This is a genomic window from Brevundimonas sp. (assembly GCF_050729455.1).
Classification (GTDB): domain Bacteria; phylum Pseudomonadota; class Alphaproteobacteria; order Caulobacterales; family Caulobacteraceae; genus Brevundimonas.
The window spans coordinates 14,414-34,127 of record NZ_JBOHLI010000021.1 but is presented as its reverse complement, the minus strand read 5'-3'; the positions used below and the strand labels follow the sequence as shown (position 1 = coordinate 34,127).

Genomic DNA, 19,714 nt, shown 5'->3' with positions numbered 1-19,714 from the left:
GGCCCTTCTGAATTTCGTCGGATGGAACCGGGGCTTACTCGCCGGCGCGGATCTGTTCGCGGGCGATCGAGGCCAGTTCGTCCATCTTGGAACGCAGTTCGCCTTCCGAGACCGTCAGGCCCGAAGCCTTGAAGTCGCCGGCGATCTTGCGGAAGACGTCTTCCTCGCCCGGCTGCTCGAAATCGGCGCGGACCACGGCGGCGGCGTACTGTTCGGCGCTCTCGGCCGACAGCTCCATCTTCTCGGCCGCCCACAGGCCCAGCATCTTGTTGCGACGCGCGATGGCCTTGAACTCTTGTTCCTGATCGAGGGCGTATTTGGACTCGTAGCCCTTTTCCCGATCGTCAAAGGTCGTCATGCGCGTCGTAACTCCAGTCGCGGACGGAATTGGGGTCCGCATCGCCGTCTATAGCCCCCTCGCGGGCGAACGCAACCGGACTCGCGGTCGCGGTCCTGACGCTACGTGACGTGAGGATATTTGTGTCACAGACGCCCTTCGGTTAAAGGGCGTGCGATCTTATATAGCCGCCGTCGATTCAGGATCGCGCCGCCCATTGTCGCCGGGCCGCGCGTTTTTCGTTTTGAGGCCGTCCGTTTCCTTCCCTCCCGGGACCCGATTGATGAACACCAAGCGCAAGAAGCTCTACGAGGGCAAGGCCAAGATCCTGTACGAGGGTCCCGAGCCGGGCACGCTGATCCAGTATTTCAAGGACGACGCCACCGCCTTCAACGCCCAGAAGAAGGCCGTGCTGGAAGGCAAGGGCGTCATCAACAACCGCATCAGCGAGTTCATCATGTCGCGCCTGAACGGCATCGGCGTGACCAACCACTTCATCAAGCGCCTGAACCTGCGCGAGCAACTGATCCGCGAAGTCGAGATCATTCCGCTGGAAGTCGTCTGCCGCAACGTGGTCGCCGGTTCGCTGGCCACCCGTCTGGGCCAGGAAGAGGGCACCGCCCTGCCCCGTTCGATCATCGAATTCTACTACAAGAAGGATGAGCTGAACGACCCGATGGTGACGGAAGAGCACATCACGGCGTTCAACTGGGCCACCACCCAGGAGCTGGACGACATCCTGGCCATGACGGTCCGCGTCAACGACTACCTGTGCGGGATGTTCGGCGCCGTCGGCATCACCCTGGTGGACTTCAAGATCGAGTTCGGCCGGGTGTGGGAGAACGACTTCGCCCGCGTCATCCTGGCCGACGAGATCAGCCCGGACTCCTGCCGTCTGTGGGACGCCGCCACCGGCGAGAAACTGGACAAGGACCGCTTCCGTCGCGACATGGGCGACGTGATCGAAAGCTACACCGAGGTGGCCCGCCGCCTCGGCATCATGAAGGACATGCCGACCGTGATCCAAGGGGGACTGCACTAATGGCCAAGGTTAAGGTTCACGTCTTCCTGAAGCCCGGCGTCCTGGACGTTCAGGGCAAGGCCGTCGAAGGCGCCCTGCAGGGTCTGGGCTGGGCCGGCGTCGCCAACGCCCGCGTCGGCAAGCTGATCGAGTTTGATCTCGATGACAGCGTTTCCGACAAGGAAGCCGAGGTGAAGCGCATGTGCGACACCCTGCTGGCCAATACGGTCATCGAAAGCTACCGGATCGAAGTCGCCTGACATGATCCTGCGGCCCGAGACGGCAACGGATCGGGCCGCGATCCAAACACTGACAGCGGCGGCCTTTGACGGCCATCCGCACAGCGACGGCTCCGAGCCGCGCATCATCGACGCCCTGCGCGACGCCGCCGCCCTGACTCTGTCGCTGGTGGCCGAGGTTGACGGCCAGGTGGTCGGTCACGCTGCTTTTTCTCCTGTCGAATGGCCCGGCGAGGGCGACTGGTTCGGCCTCGGGCCGGTGTCCGTCGCGCCGGATCGCCAGGGCCAGGGCATCGGCAGTCAGTTGATCGAGGCGGGCCTCAATGATCTGCGCCGACGCGGCGCACGCGGCTGCGTCGTCATGGGCGAGCCCGCCTATTATGGCCGCTTCGGCTTTGTTCAGGACCCGCGCCTGACCTACCCCGGCCCGCCGCCCGAGTATTTCATGGCCCTGGCCTTCGGTCCCGTCGAGGGATCAGGCGACGTGCGCTACCATCCCGCCTTCGGCTGAAGCCTCTACTCGCACAGATAGTCCCGGCTCAACGGCGCCGCCGTCTGCTGCTTGGTCAGCTGCAGTTGGAAGACCATGTGGCCCAGTTCGCGGAAGGCGACCTCGCTGGCGGCGAGATAGAACTCCCACATCCGACAGAAGCGCTCGTCGTACAGGGTCAGGGCCTCGTCGCGGCGCGCCAGAAAGCGTTCCCGCCAGATCCTCAGCGTCTCGGCGTAATGCAGGCGCAGCACCTCCATGTCCGTGACCCACAGGCCCGAGCGTTCGATGGCGGGCAGGACTTCGGACAGGGCCGGGATATAGCCGCCGGGGAAGATGTATTTGCGGATGAAGGGCTGGGTGCGGCTGGGCGGCGTCTTGCGGCCGATGGAGTGGACCACCGCCACCCCGTCGTCGTCCAGTAGCCGGGCGATGGCGTCAAAATACTCCTGATAGTTCGGCGCCCCGACGTGTTCGAACATCCCGACCGAGATGATCCGGTCGAAGGTCTGGTTGAGGTCGCGATAATCCTGCAGCCGGAACTCGGCCCGGTCAGACAGGCCGCGCGCCGCCGCCCGCTCGTTGGCGGTGCGGTGCTGTTCGGTCGACAGGGTGACGCCGGTGACGCGCGCGCCGCGCTCGGCCATCGACAGGCCCAGGCCGCCCCAGCCGCAGCCGATGTCCAGGGCCGTCTGGCCCGGCGACAGCACCAGCTTGTCGATCAGCCGCCGCTTCTTGGCGACCTGGGCCTGATCCAGGCTTGCGTCCGGCGTCTCGAAGAAGGCGCAGGAATATTGCAGGTCCTCGTCCAGAAACAGCCGATAGAAGTCGACCGTCAGGTCATAGTGGTGGTGGACGTTGCTGCGGGCGTGCAGCCGGTCGTTGGCCTGCTCCGCGCCGCGCCGGATGCGTTGCAGCAGGTTCAGCTTTCCAGCGCGCGGCCGGATCGCCAGCTGCGACGTCGTCAGTTGCAGGAAGGCGTAGATGTCGCCGCCCTCGACCCGGAAGGTCCCGTCCATATAGGCCTCGCCCAGGGCCAGATCAGGGTTGGCGGCGATGGCCAGGGCCGTCTTCGTGTCCGCGATCACCACCGTCAGTTCCGGCGCACCCGGCCCCGCCGTCAGTTCGCGACCGTCCGGCAAGCGCACGCGGACCGACCGCGTCAGGAAGGTCCGGTCGAGAAGGGATTGCAGCATCCGACTCTCCGCGCTTTGAACGTCGACCAAGCTTGGCTAGGGACAGACTGTCGCAACGCAACGGTGTGGAGCCCCCGACCGTTCCGTCCGCGCACAAGATCAAGGGAGCGCCGCCGATGACCTTCACCCTCACCTCCGCCGATTTTCGCGACGGCGACGTCCTACCCGACGCCCAGGTGATGGCGCGGGGCAATATCGCGCCGCAGTTGTCCTGGTCGGGCGCGCCCGAGGGGACCAAAAGCTTCGCCATCACCTGTTTCGACCCTGACGCGCCGACGGGTTCGGGCTTCTGGCACTGGACCGTGGCCAATATCCCCGCCGACGTGACCGAACTGGCCGCCGGCGCCGACCTGCCCCGGGGCGCGGTCGAGGGCCGCACCGACTTCGGCGAGCCCGGCTACGGCGGCGCCGCCCCGCCGCCGGGACACGGACCGCACCGCTATGTCTTCACCGTCTTCGCCGTGGACGTAGAGCGGCTGAACGTGACCGAAGACAATTCCGGCGCCGTGTTCGGCTTCAACCTGCATTTCCATACGCTGGCGAAAGCGTCGATCACGGCCACCTACGAAAACAAGAGTTGATCGCCCGCCGCTCCGGCCAAGGTTGAAGCAGGAGGCGCGGGCTCTATTTTGCGACGCAGCGTAAATTTGTTGCATTGCGATAGTTCATGGCCCCCACCGACGCCGCCCCCTGTATCGACGACGGCCTATGCGCGCCGTCGCCCGCGAACACGGCGGCCGCGGCGCCCGGCAAGGTGGCTCTGGTGCTGCTGGCCCTGGCCATGGGCGGCTTCGCCATCGGCGTCACCGAGTTCGCGGCCATGAGCGTCCTGCCCGACTTCGCCGCGGGCCTGGGCGTCAACGAGCCCACCGCCGGCCACGTCATCAGCGCCTACGCCGCCGGCGTGGTGGTGGGCGCGCCGATCCTGGCGGTGCTGGGCGCGCGGGCGCCGCGCTGGCTGCTGCTGATCGGCTTCATGGCCCTGTTCGCCGTCGGCAACGCCCTCAGCGCCGTCGCGCCCACCTATGAGTGGATGCTGGCCTTCCGCTTCCTCAGCGGCATTCCGCACGGGGCCTATTTCGGCGTGGCGGCCCTGGTGGCGGCGTCGCTGGTGCCGCTCAGGCTCAGGACGCGCGCCGTCTCCACCATCCTGCTGGGCCTGACCGTAGCCACCGTTATCGGGGTGCCGGTCGCCACCGCCGTCAGCCACGCCTTCGGATGGCGCTGGACCTTCGCCATCGTCAGCGTTCTGGCCATCGTCACCATGGCCCTGGTGGCCCTGTTCGCCCCGCGCGATCCGGCCCACGCCGACGCCAGCCCCATGCGCGAGCTGGGCGCCCTGAAGCGCGGTCAGGTCTGGCTGACGCTGGGCGTCGGGGCCATCGGCTTTGGCGGGATGTTCGCGGTCTATGCCTATCTGGCCTCGACCCTGACCGCCGTGACCGGCGTCGGGCCCGAGGTCCTGCCCTGGGTCTTCGCCATGTTCGGCCTGGGCATGATGGGCGGCAACCTGCTGGGAGCCTGGGCGGCCGACCGTTACGGCATGAAGGCGGCGGGCGGGCTTCTGCTGTGGAGCGCCGCAGCCCTGGCGCTCTATCCCTTCGCGGCCCCGCACCTGTGGGCCATGCTGATCGTGGTCTTCCTGATCGGCGGCGGCGGCGGGCTGGGCTCGATCCTGCAGACCCGCCTGATGGACGTGGCCGGCGACGCCCAGACCTTGGCCGCCGCGCTGAATCACTCCGCCTTCAACACCGCCAACGCCATAGGCCCCCTGCTGGGCGGCATGGCCGTGGCGGCGGGCTGGGGCTGGACCTCGACCGGCTGGGTCGGCGTGGCCCTGTCGCTGGGCGGTTTTGCGGTCTGGATCGTCGCCTGGACGACCGGGCGAAAGACGATGCACGGCCACGCCTGACAACCCCATCAAATGATGCTAGGAGGCCCGCCCATGAGCGCAGCCGTCATTGTCTTCCCGGGTTCCAACTGTGATCGCGACTGCAAGGTCGCCATCGAACGTTCCACTGGCGAACAGGTCGAAATGGTCTGGCACGCCGAGACCGAGCTGCCGAAAGGCCTCGACCTGATCGTCCTGCCGGGCGGCTTCTCCTACGGCGACTATCTGCGCTGCGGCGCGATGGCGGCCCAGGCCCCGATCATGCAGGCCGTCAAGAAGGCCGCCGACGACGGCGTCGCCGTCCTGGGCATCTGCAACGGCTTCCAGGTCCTGTGCGAAGCCGGAATGCTGCCGGGCGCCCTGCTGCGCAACGCCGGGCTGAAATACGTCTGCAAGCCCATCAGCCTGACGGTCGCCAACGGCCAGACCCGCTTCACCTCGGGCTATCAGGGCCAGCGCGAAGTCGTCATGACCCAGGGCAACGGCGACGGCAACTTCTTCGCCGACGAAGAGACGCTGAAGCGGATCGAGGGCGAGGGCCAGGTGGTCTTCCGCTACGTCGACAACCCCAACGGCTCGGTCGCCGACATCGCCGCCATCCAGAACGAGCGCGGCAACGTCCTGGGCATGATGCCCCACCCCGACCGCGCCTTCGAAGCCGAGCTGGGCAGCGCCGACGGCGCCATCCTGTTCCAGAGCATCTACGCCGCGGCCTGAGCCGCTCCTCCGGCGCCTGCGACCGACTAAACCTGTGGAACAGCGATCTTCGATCGCTTGACAGACCCCGCCCCCAAGGTCATGGCAGGATGACTTGGGGGACTGGATAATGTTCAAGAAAATTCTCGGCATCGCATCGCTGCTGGCGCTCGGCGCCTGCGCTTCGCCCTATGTGGCGACGCCCTATGATCGCGCCGCGCACAATGTGCAGTCGATCACCATGATCGATGACGCCCTGCCCGAAAAGGCCATCGCCTATGAGGTCGCATCGGTCGGCTCCAACTTCGGCCTGATCGGCGCCCTGGTGGACGCCGGCATCCAGGCCAGCCGCCAGGACGCGGTCAACGACGCCCTGGTCGGCGTCAAGTTCGACGCTGAGGACAAGCTCGAGGACCGGCTGGTCTCGGCCCTCGCCGTCCACGGCTACAAGGTCGCGCCCCTGTCCGGTCAGCCCCGCGCCAAGCGCGACCTGCTGGAGACCTATCCGGACGCGGCTGAAGGCGTCGACGCCTATCTGGACGTCTCGATCACCCACTACGGCTATATGTCGTCCGGCGCGGGCCAGCCCTTCCGCCCCAGCGTCGGCGCGGAAGTCCGCCTGGTGAAGGTTTCGGACCGTTCGACGCTGATGGAGAACATCATCGTCTATAATCCGCTGGCCCCGATCGAGGGCGTCGTCACCCTGCCGCCGAACCCGCAGTACGTCTTCACCAACCGCGCCGACCTGCTGGAGAATCCCGACCGTCTGGCCGCCGGGATCGAGGACGCGCTGAACCAGGTGGCCGACACGGCCGCCCGTCTGCTGCAATAGGACGCTTGCCGATGACGCGCCTTCGCGCCCTTGCGGCGATCGGCCTGGTCGGGGCGACGGCGGCGGCCTGCGCCACCGCCGCGCCGCCCCCGCCGGCTGCGCTGGCCTACGCCCGGCAGGACTGCTCCACGACGCCCGACCTGTCGACGGCGGTCAGCCTGACGCCCGACAAGGAACGGGCGGTGCATCTCGTCGCCACCCCTGTCGGACCGGACACCCCGTGCCTGAACCGCGCGGGGACCGCAGTGCCCTATGTCGTTTACGCCGTTCCGGCTGACTTCGGCGACAAGACGCTGAACGTCGGCTCGGCCCTGGAGCAGGCGCGGATATTCGCCCCCAGCGTCGAGATTCTGGACGCCCAGGGCGACGTCACGCGCCGCTTCGAACGGCGGGAGTATTTCTATCGCGGCCCGGTCTATTCGGTGCAGTTCCGCCTGCGTACGGGCGAAGCCTATCTGCTGGTGACCGCCGCCCCCGAACTGGTCGGTCAACGCTACGACGCGATCCAGATCGGCGTCGCCACCACCGTCGTATCGACCGGACTATACGCAGCCGTCGTGCAGACCGGCACCGAAGCCAAACAACTGCGCACCTTCTCCTACGACGGCACGGTGCGCGTCTCGATCAACGACACCGACATCAAGGAAGGCTCCTGACCGCCTAGACGCCCAGCCGGGGCGCCCCCGCGCCCCCGGCCGCGTCGATGGTGGCGAACAGGGCGCGGATCAGGTCCTGCTCCTCGGCGGTGATTTCGGGCTTCCACACGTCGAAGATCAGGATGGTGCGGTCCTGGCCGCTGCCGTTCCAGGCTTCGTGCTCGATCGTGTCGTCAAAGGCCCAGGCCTGGCCCTCCTTCCATTCCCGCGTCTCTCCGCCGACGCGGAAATGCGAGCCGGGCGGTGCGATCAGCGGCAGGTGGCAGATCAGGCGCGTATTGATCAGGCCGTGGTGCGGCGGGATCTTCGCGCCGGGCAAGAGCTTCGAGAACAGGATCGACGGCGAGCGGCCGGGAATCCGACATAGAGGCGCCTCCGCCAGGGCCAGCATGGTCTCGGGACAGCGGGCCGCAACCGCCGGGACCTCGGCCCCGTCCTTCCACAGGAAGACGGCGCTCCAGGCGGGGTTGTCCAGCATCCCGGCCTGATCGCTCTTCGGCCGGTTGGCGCGATCCTCGACATAGGGGGCGAACAGGGCCGGCTCGGCCAGGACGGCGTCCAGTTCGGCGCGAATCGCCGGGGCCGCGGCCTCGACCCCGGCCAGCCAGGCGACCGTCTCGCGCGGCTGGAACTCGATCTGGGGCAGGCCCGGGAACATGTAGAATTTCGGCTGCTGGGCGTAGAGCCGCCGCCGCCCCGTCATCAGGTCCAGCGAGGCCGCGAAGCGCGCGCTAGACGAGGCCGGATCGAAACCCCGCGCCTCAAGCCCGTCGCGCAGCCCCTGCTCGAACCGCCGCGCCCCCTCGACCTGGGCGCGAGCGGCGCGCTCCAGTTCGGCGCGCAGGTCGGGCGAGGGCGAGGCGACGGCCCGGCCGTGGGCCAGCGCCGCGCCGTAGAAGCTGACGGCCGCGCGATGGTCCCCCTGCCCCGCCAGGGCGTCGGCCTTCAGCACCAGGGCGCGCGGCTCGCGCGGGTTCAACCGCAGCAGGGCGTCGGCGGCCCCCGCCAGGACCGCGAAATCAGCCCGCGCGCGCGCGGCGTGCGCCTGAGCGAGCAAGGCCTCGGAATCGGACAGTCGAACATCACTCATCGAACAAAGGAACGATGCGGGACGGATCGGGTCAAGCGGCGACGTGGCAGATATCCAAACCTCAGCCGCCCTTGTCCCGCTACTTCTTATCCGCCTCGCCGACCTTGGCCTTGTCGTCGCGGTCCAGGACGCTGGCGCTGCGGCCCGCGTCGCCGACCTCGACCTCTTCTTCAACGGGCTCGCCCTCCTCGTCGAGCGGGCCTTCCAGCGTGCCTTTCGCGCCGGATTCGCCGATGGCGGCCAGTTCGCGGGCGCCGACGCCGAGGCCCTGTCCCAGGGCGCGGTTGGTTTCGACCTCATCGGTTTCGAGGGCCGGGTCTTCCGGCAGGTTGTCGGGGTCGGCCATAGCGGTCTCCTGTAAGCGGTCCTTCCTGACCTAAGCGGGGCGCGAGCCCGGCGGTTCCGGCCAAAGTACCGCTTGAACCAAACCGGCGTCCGGCGCGTAGTGAAGGTGAAGCTTCGCCGGAACCGCCGCCATGTCCGCCATCGAACGCCCCACGCCCGCCCAGCAGACCCGCCGTCTGGCGGTGCTGGCCGCCGCCGTCTTCGCCATGGTGGCGCCGATTGTTCAGCATCTGCTCGGCTTCGGCCTGTCTCAGGCCGCGTTCGCGGCCGACGGAAACCAGACGCTGCAGGTGGCCGGCTATGCCTTCTCCATCTGGGGGCCGATCTATCTGGGGCTGCTGGTCTACGCCGGACGCCAGGCCCTGCCCCAGACCGGCGAGAGCGTCCTGATCAACCGCATGGGCTGGCCCTCGGCGGTGGCCATGTTCGGCATCGGCATGTGGATCATCGCCGCCGCCCTGAACCTGAAAGCGGCCAGCGTGGTCATCATCTTCGCCTCCTTGCTGGCCCTGCTGGTTCCCATGCTGGCGACGGCGAAGACCATCCGCACGACGGGGGTGATGGACCGCGACCGCTGGTTCCTGACCTGGCCCCTGGCGGCGCTGGCGGGCTGGCTGACCATCGCCGCGCCGCTGAACCTGATTACGACAGCGACGGCGTTCGACGCCCTGCCGGCCTTCCTGTCGCCGACGGGCTGGGCCGTCGCCGCCATCGTGGCCGCGGTTCTGGTGGGGATCAAGGCCACCCTCTACCTGCGCACAATGGCCTATTCCCTGCCGATCGCCTGGGGTCTGGTCGGGGCCTTCGTGGCGGAACAGGAGCGAAATCCGCTGCTTGGGTTCACCGCCCTGGGCGCCGCCTTCGTGCTGGTGACAGCCGCCGTCATCATCACTTTCGGCCTGAAACGCGGGATCGAGCGCCCGCGCTGAAGGGACGGGCTGACAGGAGGCTCAGACCCGGCTAGAAGCCCCGCCCATGAGCGCTCCGCAAAAGACCACCGCAGAATTGGCCGCTGAATACGGTCTGGCTCCGAACGAGTATGAGGTCCTTCTGGACCGGCTGGGCCGAGAGCCCAACCAGGTCGAGCTGGGCGTCTTCTCGGTGATGTGGTCCGAGCACTGCTCTTACAAATCCTCCAAGAAGCAGCTGATGAAGTTCCCCGTCACGGGCGAGCGCGTCATCTGCGGCCCGGGCGAGAACGCCGGGGTCATCGACATTGACGACGGCGACGCCTGCATCTTCAAGATGGAGAGCCACAACCACCCCTCCTACATCGAGCCCTATCAGGGCGCGGCGACGGGCGTGGGCGGCATCATGCGCGACGTCTTCACCATGGGTGCCCGCCCGGTGGCCCTGCTGAACGCCCTGCGTTTCGGCGAGCCGGGCCACGAGAAGACCAAGCGCCTGGTCAAGGGCGTGGTCAGCGGCATCGGCGGCTACGGCAACTGCGTCGGCGTGCCGACGGTCGCCGGCGAGACCAATTTCCACAAGGGCTACAACGGCAACATCCTGGTCAACGCCATGTGCGTGGGCATCGCCAGGGCCGATGAGATCTACTACTCGGCGGCGCCGCAAGCTGGCCACGACGTGGTCTACTTCGGCTCCAAGACGGGCCGCGACGGCATCCACGGCGCGACCATGTCCTCGACCGAGTTCGACGACGAGTCGGAGGCCAAGCGCCCCACCGTCCAGGTCGGCGACCCCTTCGCCGAGAAGCTGCTGATCGAGGCCACGCTGGAGCTGATGGCCTCGGGCGCCGTCGCCGCCATTCAGGACATGGGCGCGGCGGGCCTGACCTCGTCCTCGGTCGAAATGGCCGGCAAGGGCGGCGTCGGCGTCGAGCTGGACCTCAACAAGGTGCCCCAGCGCGAAGAGGGCATGACCGCCTATGAGATGATGCTGTCGGAAAGCCAGGAGCGGATGCTGGCCGTCCTCAAGCCGGGCTTCGAGGACGTCGGCTATCGCATCTTCCAGAAGTGGGGCCTGGACTTCGCCGTCATCGGCAAGACAACCGACACCGGCCATCTGGTGCTGAAGCATCACGGCGAGGTGGTCTGCGACGTGCCGCTGGCCCCGCTGTTCGACGACGCCCCCCTCTATGACCGTCCCTGGGTCCAGCCCGAGCTGCAGCCGCGCCTGGCCCCGGCCGAGGTCCCGGCCCCGGAAAGCTGGAACGACGCGGTGATCAAGGTCATCGCCTGCCCCGACATGGCGTCCAAGCGCTGGATCTGGGAACAGTATGACCGTCACGTCATGGCCGACACCCTGCAGGATTCCTCCACCGGCGCCGACGCCGGCGTGGTCCGCGTCCACGGTACGGACAAGGGTCTGGCCGTGACCAGCGACTGCACCCCGCGCTACGTCCAGGCCGACCCCTATGAGGGCGGCAAGCAGGCCGTGGCCGAGGCGTGGCGCAACCTGACCGCCGTGGGCTCGCGCCCCATCGCCATCACCGACAACCTGAACTTCGGCAACCCGCAGCGCCCCGAGATCATGGGCCAGATCGTCCGCGCCACCGACGGCATGGCCGAGGCCTGCCGCGAACTGGACTTCCCCGTCGTGTCGGGCAACGTCAGCCTCTACAACGAGACCAACGGCGTCGCCATTCCGCCGACCCCGACGGTCGGCGCGGTCGGCCTGCTGACCAACTATGACGTCGTGACCGGCTTCGGCGGCGTGGCCGAGGGCGATGTTCTGGTCCTGATCGGCCAGACCCACGGCGAGCTGGGCGCCTCCATCTATCTGCGCGAAGTTCTGGGCCGCGAGGACGGCGCCCCGCCGCCGGTGGATCTGAAGCTGGAACGCAAGACCGGCGACTTCGTGCGCGGCCTGATCGAGGCCGGCGAGCTGACGGTCGTCCACGACCTGTCGGACGGCGGTCTGGTCGGCGCCGCCGCCGATCTGGCCCTGGCCTCGGACGTCGGCATCGAACTGAATGCCTCCAGCGAGGCTCACGCCCACGCCTTCCTGTTCGGCGAGGACCAAGCCCGCTATCTGGTCGCCGTCTCGGACGCCGAGGCCCTGATCGCCAAGGCCCAGGAAGCCGGCCTGCACGCCTCAGTCGTCGGCGTCGCCAAGGGCGCGGACTTCGCCTCCTCGGGTCCGAAGGGCGAGCTCTACCGCATCCCCGTCGCCCACCTGCGCGAGATCCACGAAAGCTGGATGCCGAACTGGATCGAGGGCTGATGCGCGCCGGAGTCTTCGCCCTCGTCCTCGGCGGCGCGGCCCTGCTGGCCGCCTGCGACATCGAGGGCGGCGACCCGGTCCAGCACGCCCTGCGCGACGCCGCGGCCGCCCGTCAGGCGGCGGCGCTGAAGACCACCGAGGAAGAAGAGGCGGCCGCCGCAAGGCGCGCTTCGCTTGCGCCTGCCCCCGGCGATGACCTCACGCGCCTGATCGCCGCACGCCGCAAGGCGGTCGAGGACACCCGCGCCCTGCTCGCCGCCGCCAGCGACCCGGCGCTGAAAGACCAGCTGACCGGCGATCTGAAGGCCGAGGAAGGCCGGTTGCGGGCGCTGGAAGCGCGATTGACCGCAAAATAGTCGCGCCCCCTGTCGGGAACCTGACCGGCCGTTCGTCCTTTGGGTCGGAGCAACCCAAGGAGAGACGCTCATGGCCTATGTCGACGGATATGTGCTGCCGGTGAAGAAGGACCGGATCGAGGAGTATCGCAAGATCGCCCAGGATGCGGCTGCGGTCTGGAAGGAGTACGGGGCCCGCGAGGTGGTCGAAACCGTGGCCGAGGACGTGCAGCCCGGCAAGCTGACCTCCTTCCCCCAGGCGGTTCAGCTCCAGGACGACGAGGTCGTGGTCTTTTCCTGGATCCTCTACGACTCGCGCGAGCAGCGCGACGCCGTGAACGCCAAGGTCATGCAGGACGAGCGCATCAAGGCCCAGATGAACGACATGCCCGTCGACGGCCAGCGCATGTTCTGGGGCGGCTTCGACGAAATCGTTCGCGCCTGACGGGTCAGTCGACGACCGGGATCGCCTGGCTCAGGCGACCGCCGACGCGGATGGCCTCGACGCGCGTCGCCAGGCCGGTGCGGTCGTCGGTCTCGACGAAGACGCCGCAGATGGTGGCCGGGCCGCTGGCGGGGACGTAGCGCCCGCCGGACAGCCGCGTGGTGAAGCGGCGCAGCGGCTCTTCCTTGTCGTTGCCGATGACCGAGTCATAGTCGCAGCAGCCGCCGGCGTCGGTCTGGTAGGCCGTGCCGTGGGGCAGGATCTGCGCGTCGGCGGTCGGGACGTGGGTGTGGGTGCCGACCACCAGGCTGGCGCGGCCGTCGCAGAAGTGGCCCATGCCCATCTTCTCGCTGGTCGCCTCGGCGTGCATGTCGACGATGACGGCGTCGGCGACGACGCCCAGCGGCGCGGCCTCCAGCTCGCGCTCCACGGCGCTGAAGGGGTCGTCCATCGGGTCCATGTGCACCCGACCCAGGACGTTGATGACCAGCACCCGGCGGCCGTCGGCGGTGACGAAGACGTCGGCGCCCCGCCCCGGCGCGTCCATCAGGCGCGGATAGTTGGCGGGGCGGATCAGGCGCGGCTCGCGCACGATATAGGTCAGGGCCTCGCGCTGGTCCCAGCTATGGTTGCCCAGGGTCAGGACGTCGGCTCCGGCGGCGAAGATCTCGCGCGCCGTGTTCTCGGTGATGCCGAAGCCGCCGGCGGCGTTCTCGGCGTTGACCACCACGAAGTCGAGCTTGAGGTCGCGCCTCAGCCCCGGAAGATGATCCGTCAAACCATCGCGCCCGGACTTGCCGACCACGTCACCGAAAAATGCCAGTCTCATGAGGCGGCTCTATAGCCCTTCTCGGTCAAAACGCCATGCAGACGCATGTCGTGCGGCTCCAGCGCCAACCGCTCGACCTCCTGTCCGGCATAGGCGAAGCCGACGCGCAACGCCTCCGGCAGGACCGCAAAGGTCCGGTCGTAATAGCCGCCCCCCTGCCCCAGCCGCCCGCCGTGGGCGTCGAAGGCCAGCAGCGGCGTCAGGATCAGGTCGGGCGTCATGACTTCGCTCAGCGGCAGCGGCGCGGGACAGCCGGCGGCGTCCAGCTCCAGCGGCTCGACCGGCGCCCAGGCGCGAAAGATCATGGCGGCGTCGCGCTCGATCACCACCGGCAGGCACAGGCGACGGCCGGACTGATGCAGGACGTTGGCCAGGGCGTCGGTGTCCAGCTCCGACCCCATGGCGCGATAGAGGGCGACGGTTTCGCCCGGCGGCAAGGCCTCGGCGTGACCGGCGGCGCGCTCGGCCGCCTCGTTGTCGACCTCGGCCAGCCGCTTGCGCAGGGCGCGCATCGCGGCGCGGAGTTCGTGTTTGGAGGTCATGCGCCGTCTAAAGCCCAGTTGGACGTCAACGCGCTCAAGCAGCGAGGCCCCGCGAGGCCGAGCGATAGCGCAAAAAACCGCGCTCAAGCCGCGAGCGACCGCGTCGCGAGCATAGCGCACCAAGAATGAAAAGGGTGGCGGCGCCGCGTGAACCGTGAAGACGGTTTAAATCCTCTCGACCTGGGTAGCCAGGTGGGTTCCGTATGCCCAAGCCCTCGAGCCCGGACAGGGACAGATCCCTATGAGTGAATTAAGGTCAGAAGGATATGTTGTCTTCGACGTGAGCCGCAGCAGGACCCGCCGTCGGACAAGATAGGCGGTCCGGGGCGTTTCAACAATGGCCCTTCTCCCTCCCCTTTATATTCCCTCAGATCGTCTGGCAGATCTTCTCGATGCGCGCCGCGACCGCGTTCAGGGCCTCGGCCACGCCGTCGCCGGGCGGGGGCGGCGGGGCCTTCTGCGGGCCGTCCTGGACCGCCGGGCCCTGCCCGTTCTCGAGCCTTTGCCGCGCCTCGTGCAGTTCGTCGGCCAGCATCAGCGAGGCCATGAGGAACAGGCGCAGGTCGCCCACGTGGCCGACATCCCCCGCGATCTGGCGCACATGGCTGTCGAACTGACGCGCCAGGATGCGGACGCGCTCTTCCTGGCCGTCGGCGCAGCCCACCGCATAAGAGCGGCCGTTGACCTCTACCGTGACGGTCGCCATCAGCGCGCCTCCTGCTCGGCCAGAACCTCGCGCACGGCCTGGGCCGCGCGGCCCAGGGCCTCGGCGGCGTCACGGCCTGCGGCCTCAAGCTCGGTGATCCGCACCAGGTCGGCGGCGTTCGACGGGCGCGGCGCGAACAGGTCGTCGTCGGTGATGGCGGGGGCGGTGGCCGGACGCGCCTTCAGCTCCAGCACCCTGCGTTCCAGCAGGGCGAGGGCCTTGTCGATGCGTGTCTTTGCGGCCGTAACGGCGTCCATTGGGGTCCTTTCGTCCAGATTCCGTATAGAACCTGTGCGCGCTCCGGGGTAAAGCGGCGCGCCCCGCTTTATCCTGTTCCAGACGAAAGGTCTCGCCGTGACCGACGCCCAAGCTGCATTCGCCAAGCCTTCGCCCAAGCAAATGGCCGACGCCATCCGCGTCCTGGCCATGGACGGCGTTGAAAAGGCCAAGAGCGGCCACCCCGGCATGCCCATGGGCATGGCCGACGTCGCCACCGTCCTTTATTCGAAATTCCTGAAGTTCGACGCCAGCCGCCCCGACTGGGCCGACCGCGACCGCTTCATCCTGTCGGCGGGCCACGGCTCGATGCTGATCTACAGCCTGCTGCACCTGACGGGCTACAAGGACGCGACGAAGGAACAGCTGGAAAACTTCCGCCAGTGGGGCGCCAAGACCGCCGGTCACCCGGAATACGGTCACATGACCGGCATCGAGACGACCACCGGCCCCCTGGGTCAGGGCATCGCTAACTCGGTCGGCTTCGCCCTGGCTGAGCGTCATCTGGCCGCCCGCTTCGGTTCGGACCTGGTGGACCACCGCACCTGGGTCATCGCCGGCGACGGCTGCCTGATGGAAGGCGTGTCGCAGGAAGCCATCGCCCTGGCCGGTCGCCTGAAGCTGAACAAGCTGTGCGTCATGTGGGACGACAACGAGATCACCATCGACGGCAAGGTGTCCCTGTCGGACGCCACCGATCAACTGGCCCGCTTCAAGGCCTCGGGCTGGGCGGTCAAGGCCATCGACGGCCACGACCACAAGCAGATCCAGAAGGCCCTCGCCTGGGCGACCAAGCAGTCCAAGCCGACGCTGATCGCCTGCAAGACCAAGATCGGCAAGGGCGCCGCCACGATGGAAGGCAGCCACAAGACCCACGGCGCCGCCCTGGGCGCCACCGAGATCGCCGCCACGCGCACGGCCCTGCACTGGCCCTTCGCGCCGTTTGAAATGCCGGAAGGCATCCAGAAGGCCTGGGCCAAGGTCGGCAAGCAGGGCGCCAAGACCCGCAAGGGCTGGGAAGCCCGCCTGCTGAACCACGCCCAGCGCGACGACTTCACCCGCGCCATGGCCGGCGACCTGCCGACCGGCGCCTTCGAGACGCTTGAAGCCAAGCTGAAGGAACTGGTCTCGACCCAGCCCGCCATGGCCACCCGCCAGTCGTCGGGCGAGGCTCTGGAGACGGTGTTCAACGCCATCCCCGAACTGATCGGCGGCTCGGCCGACCTGACCGGCTCGAACAACACCTTCGTCAAGGACACCCATATCCTCGACGCGCCCGACTACGCCGGCCGTTATGTCAACTGGGGCGTGCGTGAGCACGGCATGGGTTCGGCCATGAACGGCATGGCCCTGCACGGCGGCGTCATTCCCTACGCCGGCACCTTCATGGTCTTCTCGGACTACAGCCGCCCGGCCATCCGTCTCGCCGCCCTGATGGGCGTGCGCGTGGTTCACGTCCTGACCCATGACAGCATCGGTCTGGGCGAAGACGGCCCGACGCACCAGCCGGTCGAGCACCTGGCGGCCCTGCGCGCCATTCCGAACCTGCTGGTCTTCCGCCCGGCAGACACCGTCGAAGCGCTGGAGTGCTGGCAGGTCGCCCTGCAGCACAAGAAGACCCCGTCGGGCATGTGCCTGTCGCGTCAGAAGACCCCGGCGGTCCGCCTGACCGACGCCGGCGAGAACCTGTCGCGCAAGGGCGCCTATGAACTGAAGGCCGCCAATGGCGAGGCCAAGGTCACCCTGTTCGGCACCGGCACTGAAGTCGCCCTGGCGCTGAAGGCCGCTGAGACGCTTGAGGCCGAAGGCGTGCCGACCCGCGTGGTCTCGGTGCCCTGCTTCGAACTGTTCGAGCAGCAGCCCAAGGCCTATCAGGACGCCGTCATCGGTCGCGGCACCGTCCGCGTCGCCGTGGAAGCCGCGATCAAGCAGGGCTGGGAACGCTTCATCGGCGAAGACGGCGGCTTTGTCGGCATGACTGGCTTCGGCGCCTCGGCCCCGGCCGAAGTCCTCTACCGCGAGTTCGGCATCACCGCCGAGGCCGTGGTCGAAGCCGCCAAGACCCGACTGTAAGCCTCATGCGCCGCCTTGCCCTCGTCTTGAGCTTCGGCTTGTCGATGGCGGGCGGTGCCCCTGCCCTCGCCGAGACCGCCCCGGCACAGACCACCGTCCCCGTGGCGGTCGAGACGCCCGTCGTCATCGGCCGCTCCTACGCCCTGCCCTCCGCCGTCATGGGCCAGTCGCGCGAGATCAATGTCTGGCTGCCGCCCGGCTATGAGCGCAGCAGTCAGACCTATCCGGTCCTTTACCTGCTGGACGGCGGACAGGATCAGGACTTCCACCACATCTCGGGCGTCGCCCAGCTGGGCACCATCGTCGGCACGACGCGCGACGTCATCGTCGTGGGCATCGCCTCGGTCGACCGCCGCAACGAGCTGGCCCTGCCGACCGACAACGCCGAACTGATCGCCCGCTATCCGACGCAGGGCCAGTCCGACCGCTTCCGCCGCTTCGTCTCCGACGAGGTCATGCCCTTCATCGAAGGCCGCTTCCGCACCAATGGCGAGACGGCGCTGATGGGCGAATCGCTCGCCGGACTCTTCGTGGTCGAGACCTTCCTGAAAGAGCCGCAGATGTTCGACGCCTATGTCGCCGTCAGCCCCAGCCTGTGGTGGGACGGCGGACGGCTGGCGCGGCAGTCGGGGGCCCATCTGCGCGATCACTCCAATGACCCGCGCACCCTGATCCTGACGCTCGGCGACGAAGGCGAGGAGATGCAGGCGCCGATGGATGTCCTGATCGCCAATCTGCGCGATCACGCCCTGCCCGGCGTCACATGGGACTTCACCCCGCGCCCGAGCGAGAGCCACGCCAGCATCTATCACGGCGCCGCGCTGGACGCCTTCCGCCGCCTCTATGCGGTTCCCAACGCAGAGACCGCCCCATGAGCCACCTCGGCGCCGTCAGCCTGCTGGTCCGCGACTATGACGAGGCCATCGCCTTCTTCGTCGGCAAGCTGGGCTTCGACCTCAGCGAAGACACCGACATGGGCGGCGCAAAACGCTGGGTCCGCGTCACGCCCAAAGGCGGCCAGACCTCGCTTCTGTTAGCCCGCGCTGCAACACCCAAGCAGGTCGCGCAGATCGGCGATCAGGCCGGCGGCCGCGTCTGGCTCTTCCTCTACACCGACGACCTGATGCGCGACCACGCCGCCTGGCTGGCCGCCGGCGTCGTCTTTCGCGAAACACCCCGTCACGAAGCCTATGGCAAGGTGGTGGTCTTCGAAGACCTCTACGGCAACGCCTGGGACCTGATCGAACCCGCTACCGGAGCCTGAGCCATGAAGATCGGCACGCCGCTTACCGACCACGCCACGCGCGTCATGCTGCTCGGCTCGGGCGAGCTGGGCAAGGAGGTGGCCATCGAGCTGCAGCGTCTGGGCGCCGAGGTGATCGCGGTCGATCGCTACCCCAACGCCCCGGCCATGCAGGTGGCCCACCGCAGCCACGTCATCCCCATGACCGATCCTCAGGTGCTGAACGGCATCATCATGGCCGAGGCCCCGCACATCATCGTGCCGGAGATCGAGGCCATCGCCACCGACGCCCTAGCGGCCATCGAGGCGGCCGGTCTGGCCCGCATCATCCCGACCGCCCGCGCCACCCAGCTGACCATGAACCGCGAGGGCATCCGCCGTCTGGCCGCCGAGGAGCTGGGCCTGCCGACCAGCCCCTACGCCTTCGCCGGTTCGGCCGAGGAACTGGCTGCGGGCGCCGAAGCCGTCGGCTTCCCCTGCTTTGTCAAGCCGGTGATGTCCTCCTCGGGCAAGGGTCAGTCCTATGTCGAAAGCGCCGACGCCGTCGCCGAGGCCTGGGCCTATGCGCAAGGCGCGGGCCGGGTCGCGGGGGGCCGGGTCATCGTCGAGGGCCGGATCGACTTCGACTATGAGATCACCCTGCTGACCGTGCGGTCGCTGCGCGACGGCGCCGTCCGCACTGATTTTTGCGCGCCCATCGGCCATCGCCAGCAGAAGGGCGACTATGTCGAAAGCTGGCAACCGCAGATCATGAGCGAGGCCGCGCTCGCGGCGGCGCAGGACATTGCCGGCAAGGTCACGGAGGCGCTGGGCGGTCTCGGCGTCTTCGGCGTCGAACTGTTCGTGACGGGCGACAAGGTCTGGTTCTCGGAGGTCTCGCCGCGCCCGCACGACACCGGGCTGGTGACGCTGGCGACCCAGACCATGAGCGAGTTCGCCCTGCACGCCCGCGCCATTCTCGGCCTGCCGGTGGACGTATCCTTGCGCGAGCCCGGCGCCAGCGCCGTCATCTACGGCGGTATGGAGGCCGAGGGCGTGGTCTATGAAGGCGTGGCCGAGGCCCTGTCGGTGCCGACCGCCGACCTGCGCCTGTTCGGCAAGCCCGAGGCCTTCGAGCGCCGCCGCATGGGCGTGGCCCTGGCCCGCGGCGCCGACACCGATCAGGCCCGCCAGCGCGCCACCGAGGCGGCGGGCAAGGTGCGGGTCGTCAAACCCCGAAAATTCGCGGCAAAGCTTGCCCTCATTGTAAAATAAAGGCGCTGACCTTCGACTTTAGTCGGTTGGCG

Annotated in this window: 24 protein-coding genes and 1 other RNA gene; 16 read left to right on the top strand and 9 right to left on the bottom strand. The window is 68.2% G+C overall.

Features of this window, described 5'->3' with window-relative positions; all coding sequences use genetic code 11:
• Positions 1–34: 34 nt before the first annotated feature.
• Complete coding sequence (locus ACREEF_RS07395; RefSeq protein ID WP_296176184.1) at positions 35–358, bottom strand: DUF1476 domain-containing protein; 324 nt, start codon at positions 356–358, stop codon at positions 35–37.
• A gap of 262 nt (positions 359–620) precedes the next feature.
• On the opposite strand from ACREEF_RS07395, the gene purC reads away from it, so the two are divergent.
• Genes purC through ACREEF_RS07380 form a run of 3 tightly spaced genes read left to right on the top strand, consistent with a single transcriptional unit; the run spans position 621 to position 2,108 of the window.
• Complete coding sequence (purC, locus tag ACREEF_RS07390) at positions 621–1,379, top strand: phosphoribosylaminoimidazolesuccinocarboxamide synthase (protein ID WP_431564948.1); 759 nt, start codon at positions 621–623, stop codon at positions 1,377–1,379.
• Positions 1,379–1,618 (top strand): phosphoribosylformylglycinamidine synthase subunit PurS, encoded by a 240-nt coding sequence (purS, locus tag ACREEF_RS07385; protein ID WP_207822657.1) that lies wholly within the window; start codon positions 1,379–1,381, stop codon positions 1,616–1,618. The genes purC and purS overlap by 1 nt, the downstream gene beginning before the upstream one ends.
• Position 1,619: 1 nt before the next feature.
• On the top strand, positions 1,620–2,108 hold the full coding sequence (locus ACREEF_RS07380) for a GNAT family N-acetyltransferase (RefSeq protein WP_431564947.1): 489 nt from the start codon (positions 1,620–1,622) through the stop codon (positions 2,106–2,108).
• A gap of 5 nt (positions 2,109–2,113) precedes the next feature.
• On the opposite strand, the gene ACREEF_RS07375 is transcribed toward ACREEF_RS07380, so the two are convergent.
• The gene (locus ACREEF_RS07375) at positions 2,114–3,283 is read right to left on the bottom strand and encodes a class I SAM-dependent methyltransferase (RefSeq protein ID WP_431564946.1); all 1,170 of its coding nucleotides are present in this window, start codon (positions 3,281–3,283) and stop codon (positions 2,114–2,116) included.
• Positions 3,284–3,399: 116 nt separating this feature from the next.
• Between ACREEF_RS07375 and ACREEF_RS07370 the strand changes: the two genes are divergently transcribed.
• The 5 genes from ACREEF_RS07370 (at position 3,400) to ACREEF_RS07350 (ending at position 7,358) form a co-directional block, all read left to right on the top strand.
• Positions 3,400–3,864: a YbhB/YbcL family Raf kinase inhibitor-like protein gene (locus ACREEF_RS07370; protein WP_431564945.1), complete on the top strand. Its 465-nt coding sequence runs from the start codon at positions 3,400–3,402 to the stop codon at positions 3,862–3,864.
• A gap of 86 nt (positions 3,865–3,950) precedes the next feature.
• Positions 3,951–5,195, top strand: a complete 1,245-nt coding sequence (locus tag ACREEF_RS07365) for an MFS transporter (protein ID WP_431564944.1) — start codon at positions 3,951–3,953, stop codon at positions 5,193–5,195.
• A 33-nt stretch (positions 5,196–5,228) separates the two neighbouring features.
• Positions 5,229–5,891, top strand: coding sequence for a phosphoribosylformylglycinamidine synthase subunit PurQ (gene purQ, locus ACREEF_RS07360; RefSeq protein WP_431564943.1), 663 nt, complete (start codon positions 5,229–5,231; stop codon positions 5,889–5,891).
• 109 nt (positions 5,892–6,000) lie between these two features.
• Positions 6,001–6,702 carry a hypothetical protein gene (locus ACREEF_RS07355; protein ID WP_431564942.1) on the top strand — a complete coding sequence of 234 codons (702 nt, stop codon included), beginning with the start codon at positions 6,001–6,003 and terminating at the stop codon, positions 6,700–6,702.
• A gap of 11 nt (positions 6,703–6,713) precedes the next feature.
• On the top strand, positions 6,714–7,358 hold the full coding sequence (locus ACREEF_RS07350; protein ID WP_431564941.1) for a MalM family protein: 645 nt from the start codon (positions 6,714–6,716) through the stop codon (positions 7,356–7,358).
• Between the two features lie 4 nt (positions 7,359–7,362).
• Here ACREEF_RS07350 and ACREEF_RS07345 read toward each other — a convergent pair whose 3' ends face one another.
• Both ACREEF_RS07345 and ACREEF_RS07340 read right to left on the bottom strand, forming a co-directional pair.
• Complete coding sequence (locus ACREEF_RS07345) at positions 7,363–8,448, bottom strand: aspartyl/asparaginyl beta-hydroxylase domain-containing protein (protein WP_431564940.1); 1,086 nt, start codon at positions 8,446–8,448, stop codon at positions 7,363–7,365.
• 79 nt (positions 8,449–8,527) lie between these two features.
• The gene (locus ACREEF_RS07340; RefSeq protein WP_431564939.1) at positions 8,528–8,794 is read right to left on the bottom strand and encodes a hypothetical protein; all 267 of its coding nucleotides are present in this window, start codon (positions 8,792–8,794) and stop codon (positions 8,528–8,530) included.
• Between the two features lie 130 nt (positions 8,795–8,924).
• Between ACREEF_RS07340 and ACREEF_RS07335 the strand changes: the two genes are divergently transcribed.
• The 4 genes from ACREEF_RS07335 (at position 8,925) to ACREEF_RS07320 (ending at position 12,759) form a co-directional block, all read left to right on the top strand.
• Positions 8,925–9,722: a hypothetical protein gene (locus ACREEF_RS07335; protein ID WP_431564938.1), complete on the top strand. Its 798-nt coding sequence runs from the start codon at positions 8,925–8,927 to the stop codon at positions 9,720–9,722.
• A 46-nt stretch (positions 9,723–9,768) separates the two neighbouring features.
• Positions 9,769–11,979: a phosphoribosylformylglycinamidine synthase subunit PurL gene (purL, locus tag ACREEF_RS07330; protein WP_431564937.1), complete on the top strand. Its 2,211-nt coding sequence runs from the start codon at positions 9,769–9,771 to the stop codon at positions 11,977–11,979.
• Positions 11,979–12,335: an indole-3-glycerol-phosphate synthase gene (locus ACREEF_RS07325; protein WP_431564936.1), complete on the top strand. Its 357-nt coding sequence runs from the start codon at positions 11,979–11,981 to the stop codon at positions 12,333–12,335. Before purL ends, ACREEF_RS07325 begins: the two co-directional genes overlap by 1 nt.
• Positions 12,336–12,405: 70 nt before the next feature.
• Positions 12,406–12,759: a DUF1428 domain-containing protein gene (locus tag ACREEF_RS07320; protein WP_431564935.1), complete on the top strand. Its 354-nt coding sequence runs from the start codon at positions 12,406–12,408 to the stop codon at positions 12,757–12,759.
• A gap of 4 nt (positions 12,760–12,763) precedes the next feature.
• Here the strand turns inward: ACREEF_RS07320 and ACREEF_RS07315 are convergent, their stop codons facing one another.
• From ACREEF_RS07315 to ACREEF_RS07295, 5 genes are all read right to left on the bottom strand, one after another.
• Positions 12,764–13,588 carry a TIGR00282 family metallophosphoesterase gene (locus tag ACREEF_RS07315; protein WP_431564934.1) on the bottom strand — a complete coding sequence of 275 codons (825 nt, stop codon included), beginning with the start codon at positions 13,586–13,588 and terminating at the stop codon, positions 12,764–12,766.
• Positions 13,585–14,130, bottom strand: a complete 546-nt coding sequence (locus ACREEF_RS07310; protein WP_431564933.1) for a 5-formyltetrahydrofolate cyclo-ligase — start codon at positions 14,128–14,130, stop codon at positions 13,585–13,587. Before ACREEF_RS07310 ends, ACREEF_RS07315 begins: the two co-directional genes overlap by 4 nt.
• Before the next feature lie 136 nt (positions 14,131–14,266).
• A non-coding RNA gene (gene ssrS / locus ACREEF_RS07305) (6S RNA) lies at positions 14,267–14,427 on the bottom strand.
• 70 nt (positions 14,428–14,497) lie between these two features.
• Entirely contained in the window at positions 14,498–14,836 is a 339-nt protein-coding gene (locus ACREEF_RS07300; RefSeq protein ID WP_431564932.1) for a cell division protein ZapA, read from the bottom strand.
• Positions 14,836–15,093, bottom strand: a complete 258-nt coding sequence (locus ACREEF_RS07295) for a hypothetical protein (RefSeq protein ID WP_431564931.1) — start codon at positions 15,091–15,093, stop codon at positions 14,836–14,838. Before ACREEF_RS07295 ends, ACREEF_RS07300 begins: the two co-directional genes overlap by 1 nt.
• Before the next feature lie 142 nt (positions 15,094–15,235).
• Between ACREEF_RS07295 and tkt the strand changes: the two genes are divergently transcribed.
• From tkt to purT, 4 genes are read left to right on the top strand one after another with little or no spacing between them, the layout of a single operon-like run.
• Positions 15,236–17,185 (top strand): transketolase, encoded by a 1,950-nt coding sequence (gene tkt / locus ACREEF_RS07290; RefSeq protein ID WP_431564959.1) that lies wholly within the window; start codon positions 15,236–15,238, stop codon positions 17,183–17,185.
• A gap of 5 nt (positions 17,186–17,190) precedes the next feature.
• Positions 17,191–18,060 carry an alpha/beta hydrolase gene (locus tag ACREEF_RS07285; RefSeq protein ID WP_431564930.1) on the top strand — a complete coding sequence of 290 codons (870 nt, stop codon included), beginning with the start codon at positions 17,191–17,193 and terminating at the stop codon, positions 18,058–18,060.
• A complete protein-coding gene (locus ACREEF_RS07280) occupies positions 18,057–18,449 on the top strand; it encodes a VOC family protein (protein ID WP_431564929.1) in 393 nt (130 codons plus the stop codon). Before ACREEF_RS07285 ends, ACREEF_RS07280 begins: the two co-directional genes overlap by 4 nt.
• A gap of 3 nt (positions 18,450–18,452) precedes the next feature.
• Positions 18,453–19,682: a formate-dependent phosphoribosylglycinamide formyltransferase gene (gene purT / locus ACREEF_RS07275; RefSeq protein ID WP_431564928.1), complete on the top strand. Its 1,230-nt coding sequence runs from the start codon at positions 18,453–18,455 to the stop codon at positions 19,680–19,682.
• Positions 19,683–19,714: the final 32 nt, after the last annotated feature.

Excerpts from the sequence above, each read along its gene's own strand:
- ACREEF_RS07370 (WP_431564945.1), top strand. The coding sequence starts at position 3,400 with ATGACCTTCACCCTCACCTCCGCCGATTTTCGCGACGGCGACGTCCTA.
- ACREEF_RS07280 (WP_431564929.1), top strand. The coding sequence starts at position 18,057 with ATGAGCCACCTCGGCGCCGTCAGCCTGCTGGTCCGCGACTATGACGAG.
- ACREEF_RS07335 (WP_431564938.1), top strand. The coding sequence starts at position 8,925 with ATGTCCGCCATCGAACGCCCCACGCCCGCCCAGCAGACCCGCCGTCTG.
- ACREEF_RS07310 (WP_431564933.1), bottom strand. The coding sequence starts at position 14,130 with ATGACCTCCAAACACGAACTCCGCGCCGCGATGCGCGCCCTGCGCAAG.
- ACREEF_RS07365 (WP_431564944.1), top strand. The coding sequence starts at position 3,951 with ATGGCCCCCACCGACGCCGCCCCCTGTATCGACGACGGCCTATGCGCG.
- purC (WP_431564948.1), top strand. The coding sequence starts at position 621 with ATGAACACCAAGCGCAAGAAGCTCTACGAGGGCAAGGCCAAGATCCTG.
- ACREEF_RS07300 (WP_431564932.1), bottom strand. The coding sequence starts at position 14,836 with ATGGCGACCGTCACGGTAGAGGTCAACGGCCGCTCTTATGCGGTGGGC.
- ACREEF_RS07325 (WP_431564936.1), top strand. The coding sequence starts at position 11,979 with ATGCGCGCCGGAGTCTTCGCCCTCGTCCTCGGCGGCGCGGCCCTGCTG.
- ACREEF_RS07320 (WP_431564935.1), top strand. The coding sequence starts at position 12,406 with ATGGCCTATGTCGACGGATATGTGCTGCCGGTGAAGAAGGACCGGATC.
- purS (WP_207822657.1), top strand. The coding sequence starts at position 1,379 with ATGGCCAAGGTTAAGGTTCACGTCTTCCTGAAGCCCGGCGTCCTGGAC.
- ACREEF_RS07345 (WP_431564940.1), bottom strand. The coding sequence starts at position 8,448 with ATGAGTGATGTTCGACTGTCCGATTCCGAGGCCTTGCTCGCTCAGGCG.
- ACREEF_RS07375 (WP_431564946.1), bottom strand. The coding sequence starts at position 3,283 with ATGCTGCAATCCCTTCTCGACCGGACCTTCCTGACGCGGTCGGTCCGC.
- purT (WP_431564928.1), top strand. The coding sequence starts at position 18,453 with ATGAAGATCGGCACGCCGCTTACCGACCACGCCACGCGCGTCATGCTG.
- ACREEF_RS07350 (WP_431564941.1), top strand. The coding sequence starts at position 6,714 with ATGACGCGCCTTCGCGCCCTTGCGGCGATCGGCCTGGTCGGGGCGACG.
- purQ (WP_431564943.1), top strand. The coding sequence starts at position 5,229 with ATGAGCGCAGCCGTCATTGTCTTCCCGGGTTCCAACTGTGATCGCGAC.
- tkt (WP_431564959.1), top strand. The coding sequence starts at position 15,236 with ATGGCCGACGCCATCCGCGTCCTGGCCATGGACGGCGTTGAAAAGGCC.
- ACREEF_RS07395 (WP_296176184.1), bottom strand. The coding sequence starts at position 358 with ATGACGACCTTTGACGATCGGGAAAAGGGCTACGAGTCCAAATACGCC.
- ACREEF_RS07355 (WP_431564942.1), top strand. The coding sequence starts at position 6,001 with ATGTTCAAGAAAATTCTCGGCATCGCATCGCTGCTGGCGCTCGGCGCC.
- ACREEF_RS07295 (WP_431564931.1), bottom strand. The coding sequence starts at position 15,093 with ATGGACGCCGTTACGGCCGCAAAGACACGCATCGACAAGGCCCTCGCC.
- purL (WP_431564937.1), top strand. The coding sequence starts at position 9,769 with ATGAGCGCTCCGCAAAAGACCACCGCAGAATTGGCCGCTGAATACGGT.
- ACREEF_RS07315 (WP_431564934.1), bottom strand. The coding sequence starts at position 13,588 with ATGAGACTGGCATTTTTCGGTGACGTGGTCGGCAAGTCCGGGCGCGAT.
- ACREEF_RS07380 (WP_431564947.1), top strand. The coding sequence starts at position 1,620 with ATGATCCTGCGGCCCGAGACGGCAACGGATCGGGCCGCGATCCAAACA.
- ACREEF_RS07285 (WP_431564930.1), top strand. The coding sequence starts at position 17,191 with ATGCGCCGCCTTGCCCTCGTCTTGAGCTTCGGCTTGTCGATGGCGGGC.
- ACREEF_RS07340 (WP_431564939.1), bottom strand. The coding sequence starts at position 8,794 with ATGGCCGACCCCGACAACCTGCCGGAAGACCCGGCCCTCGAAACCGAT.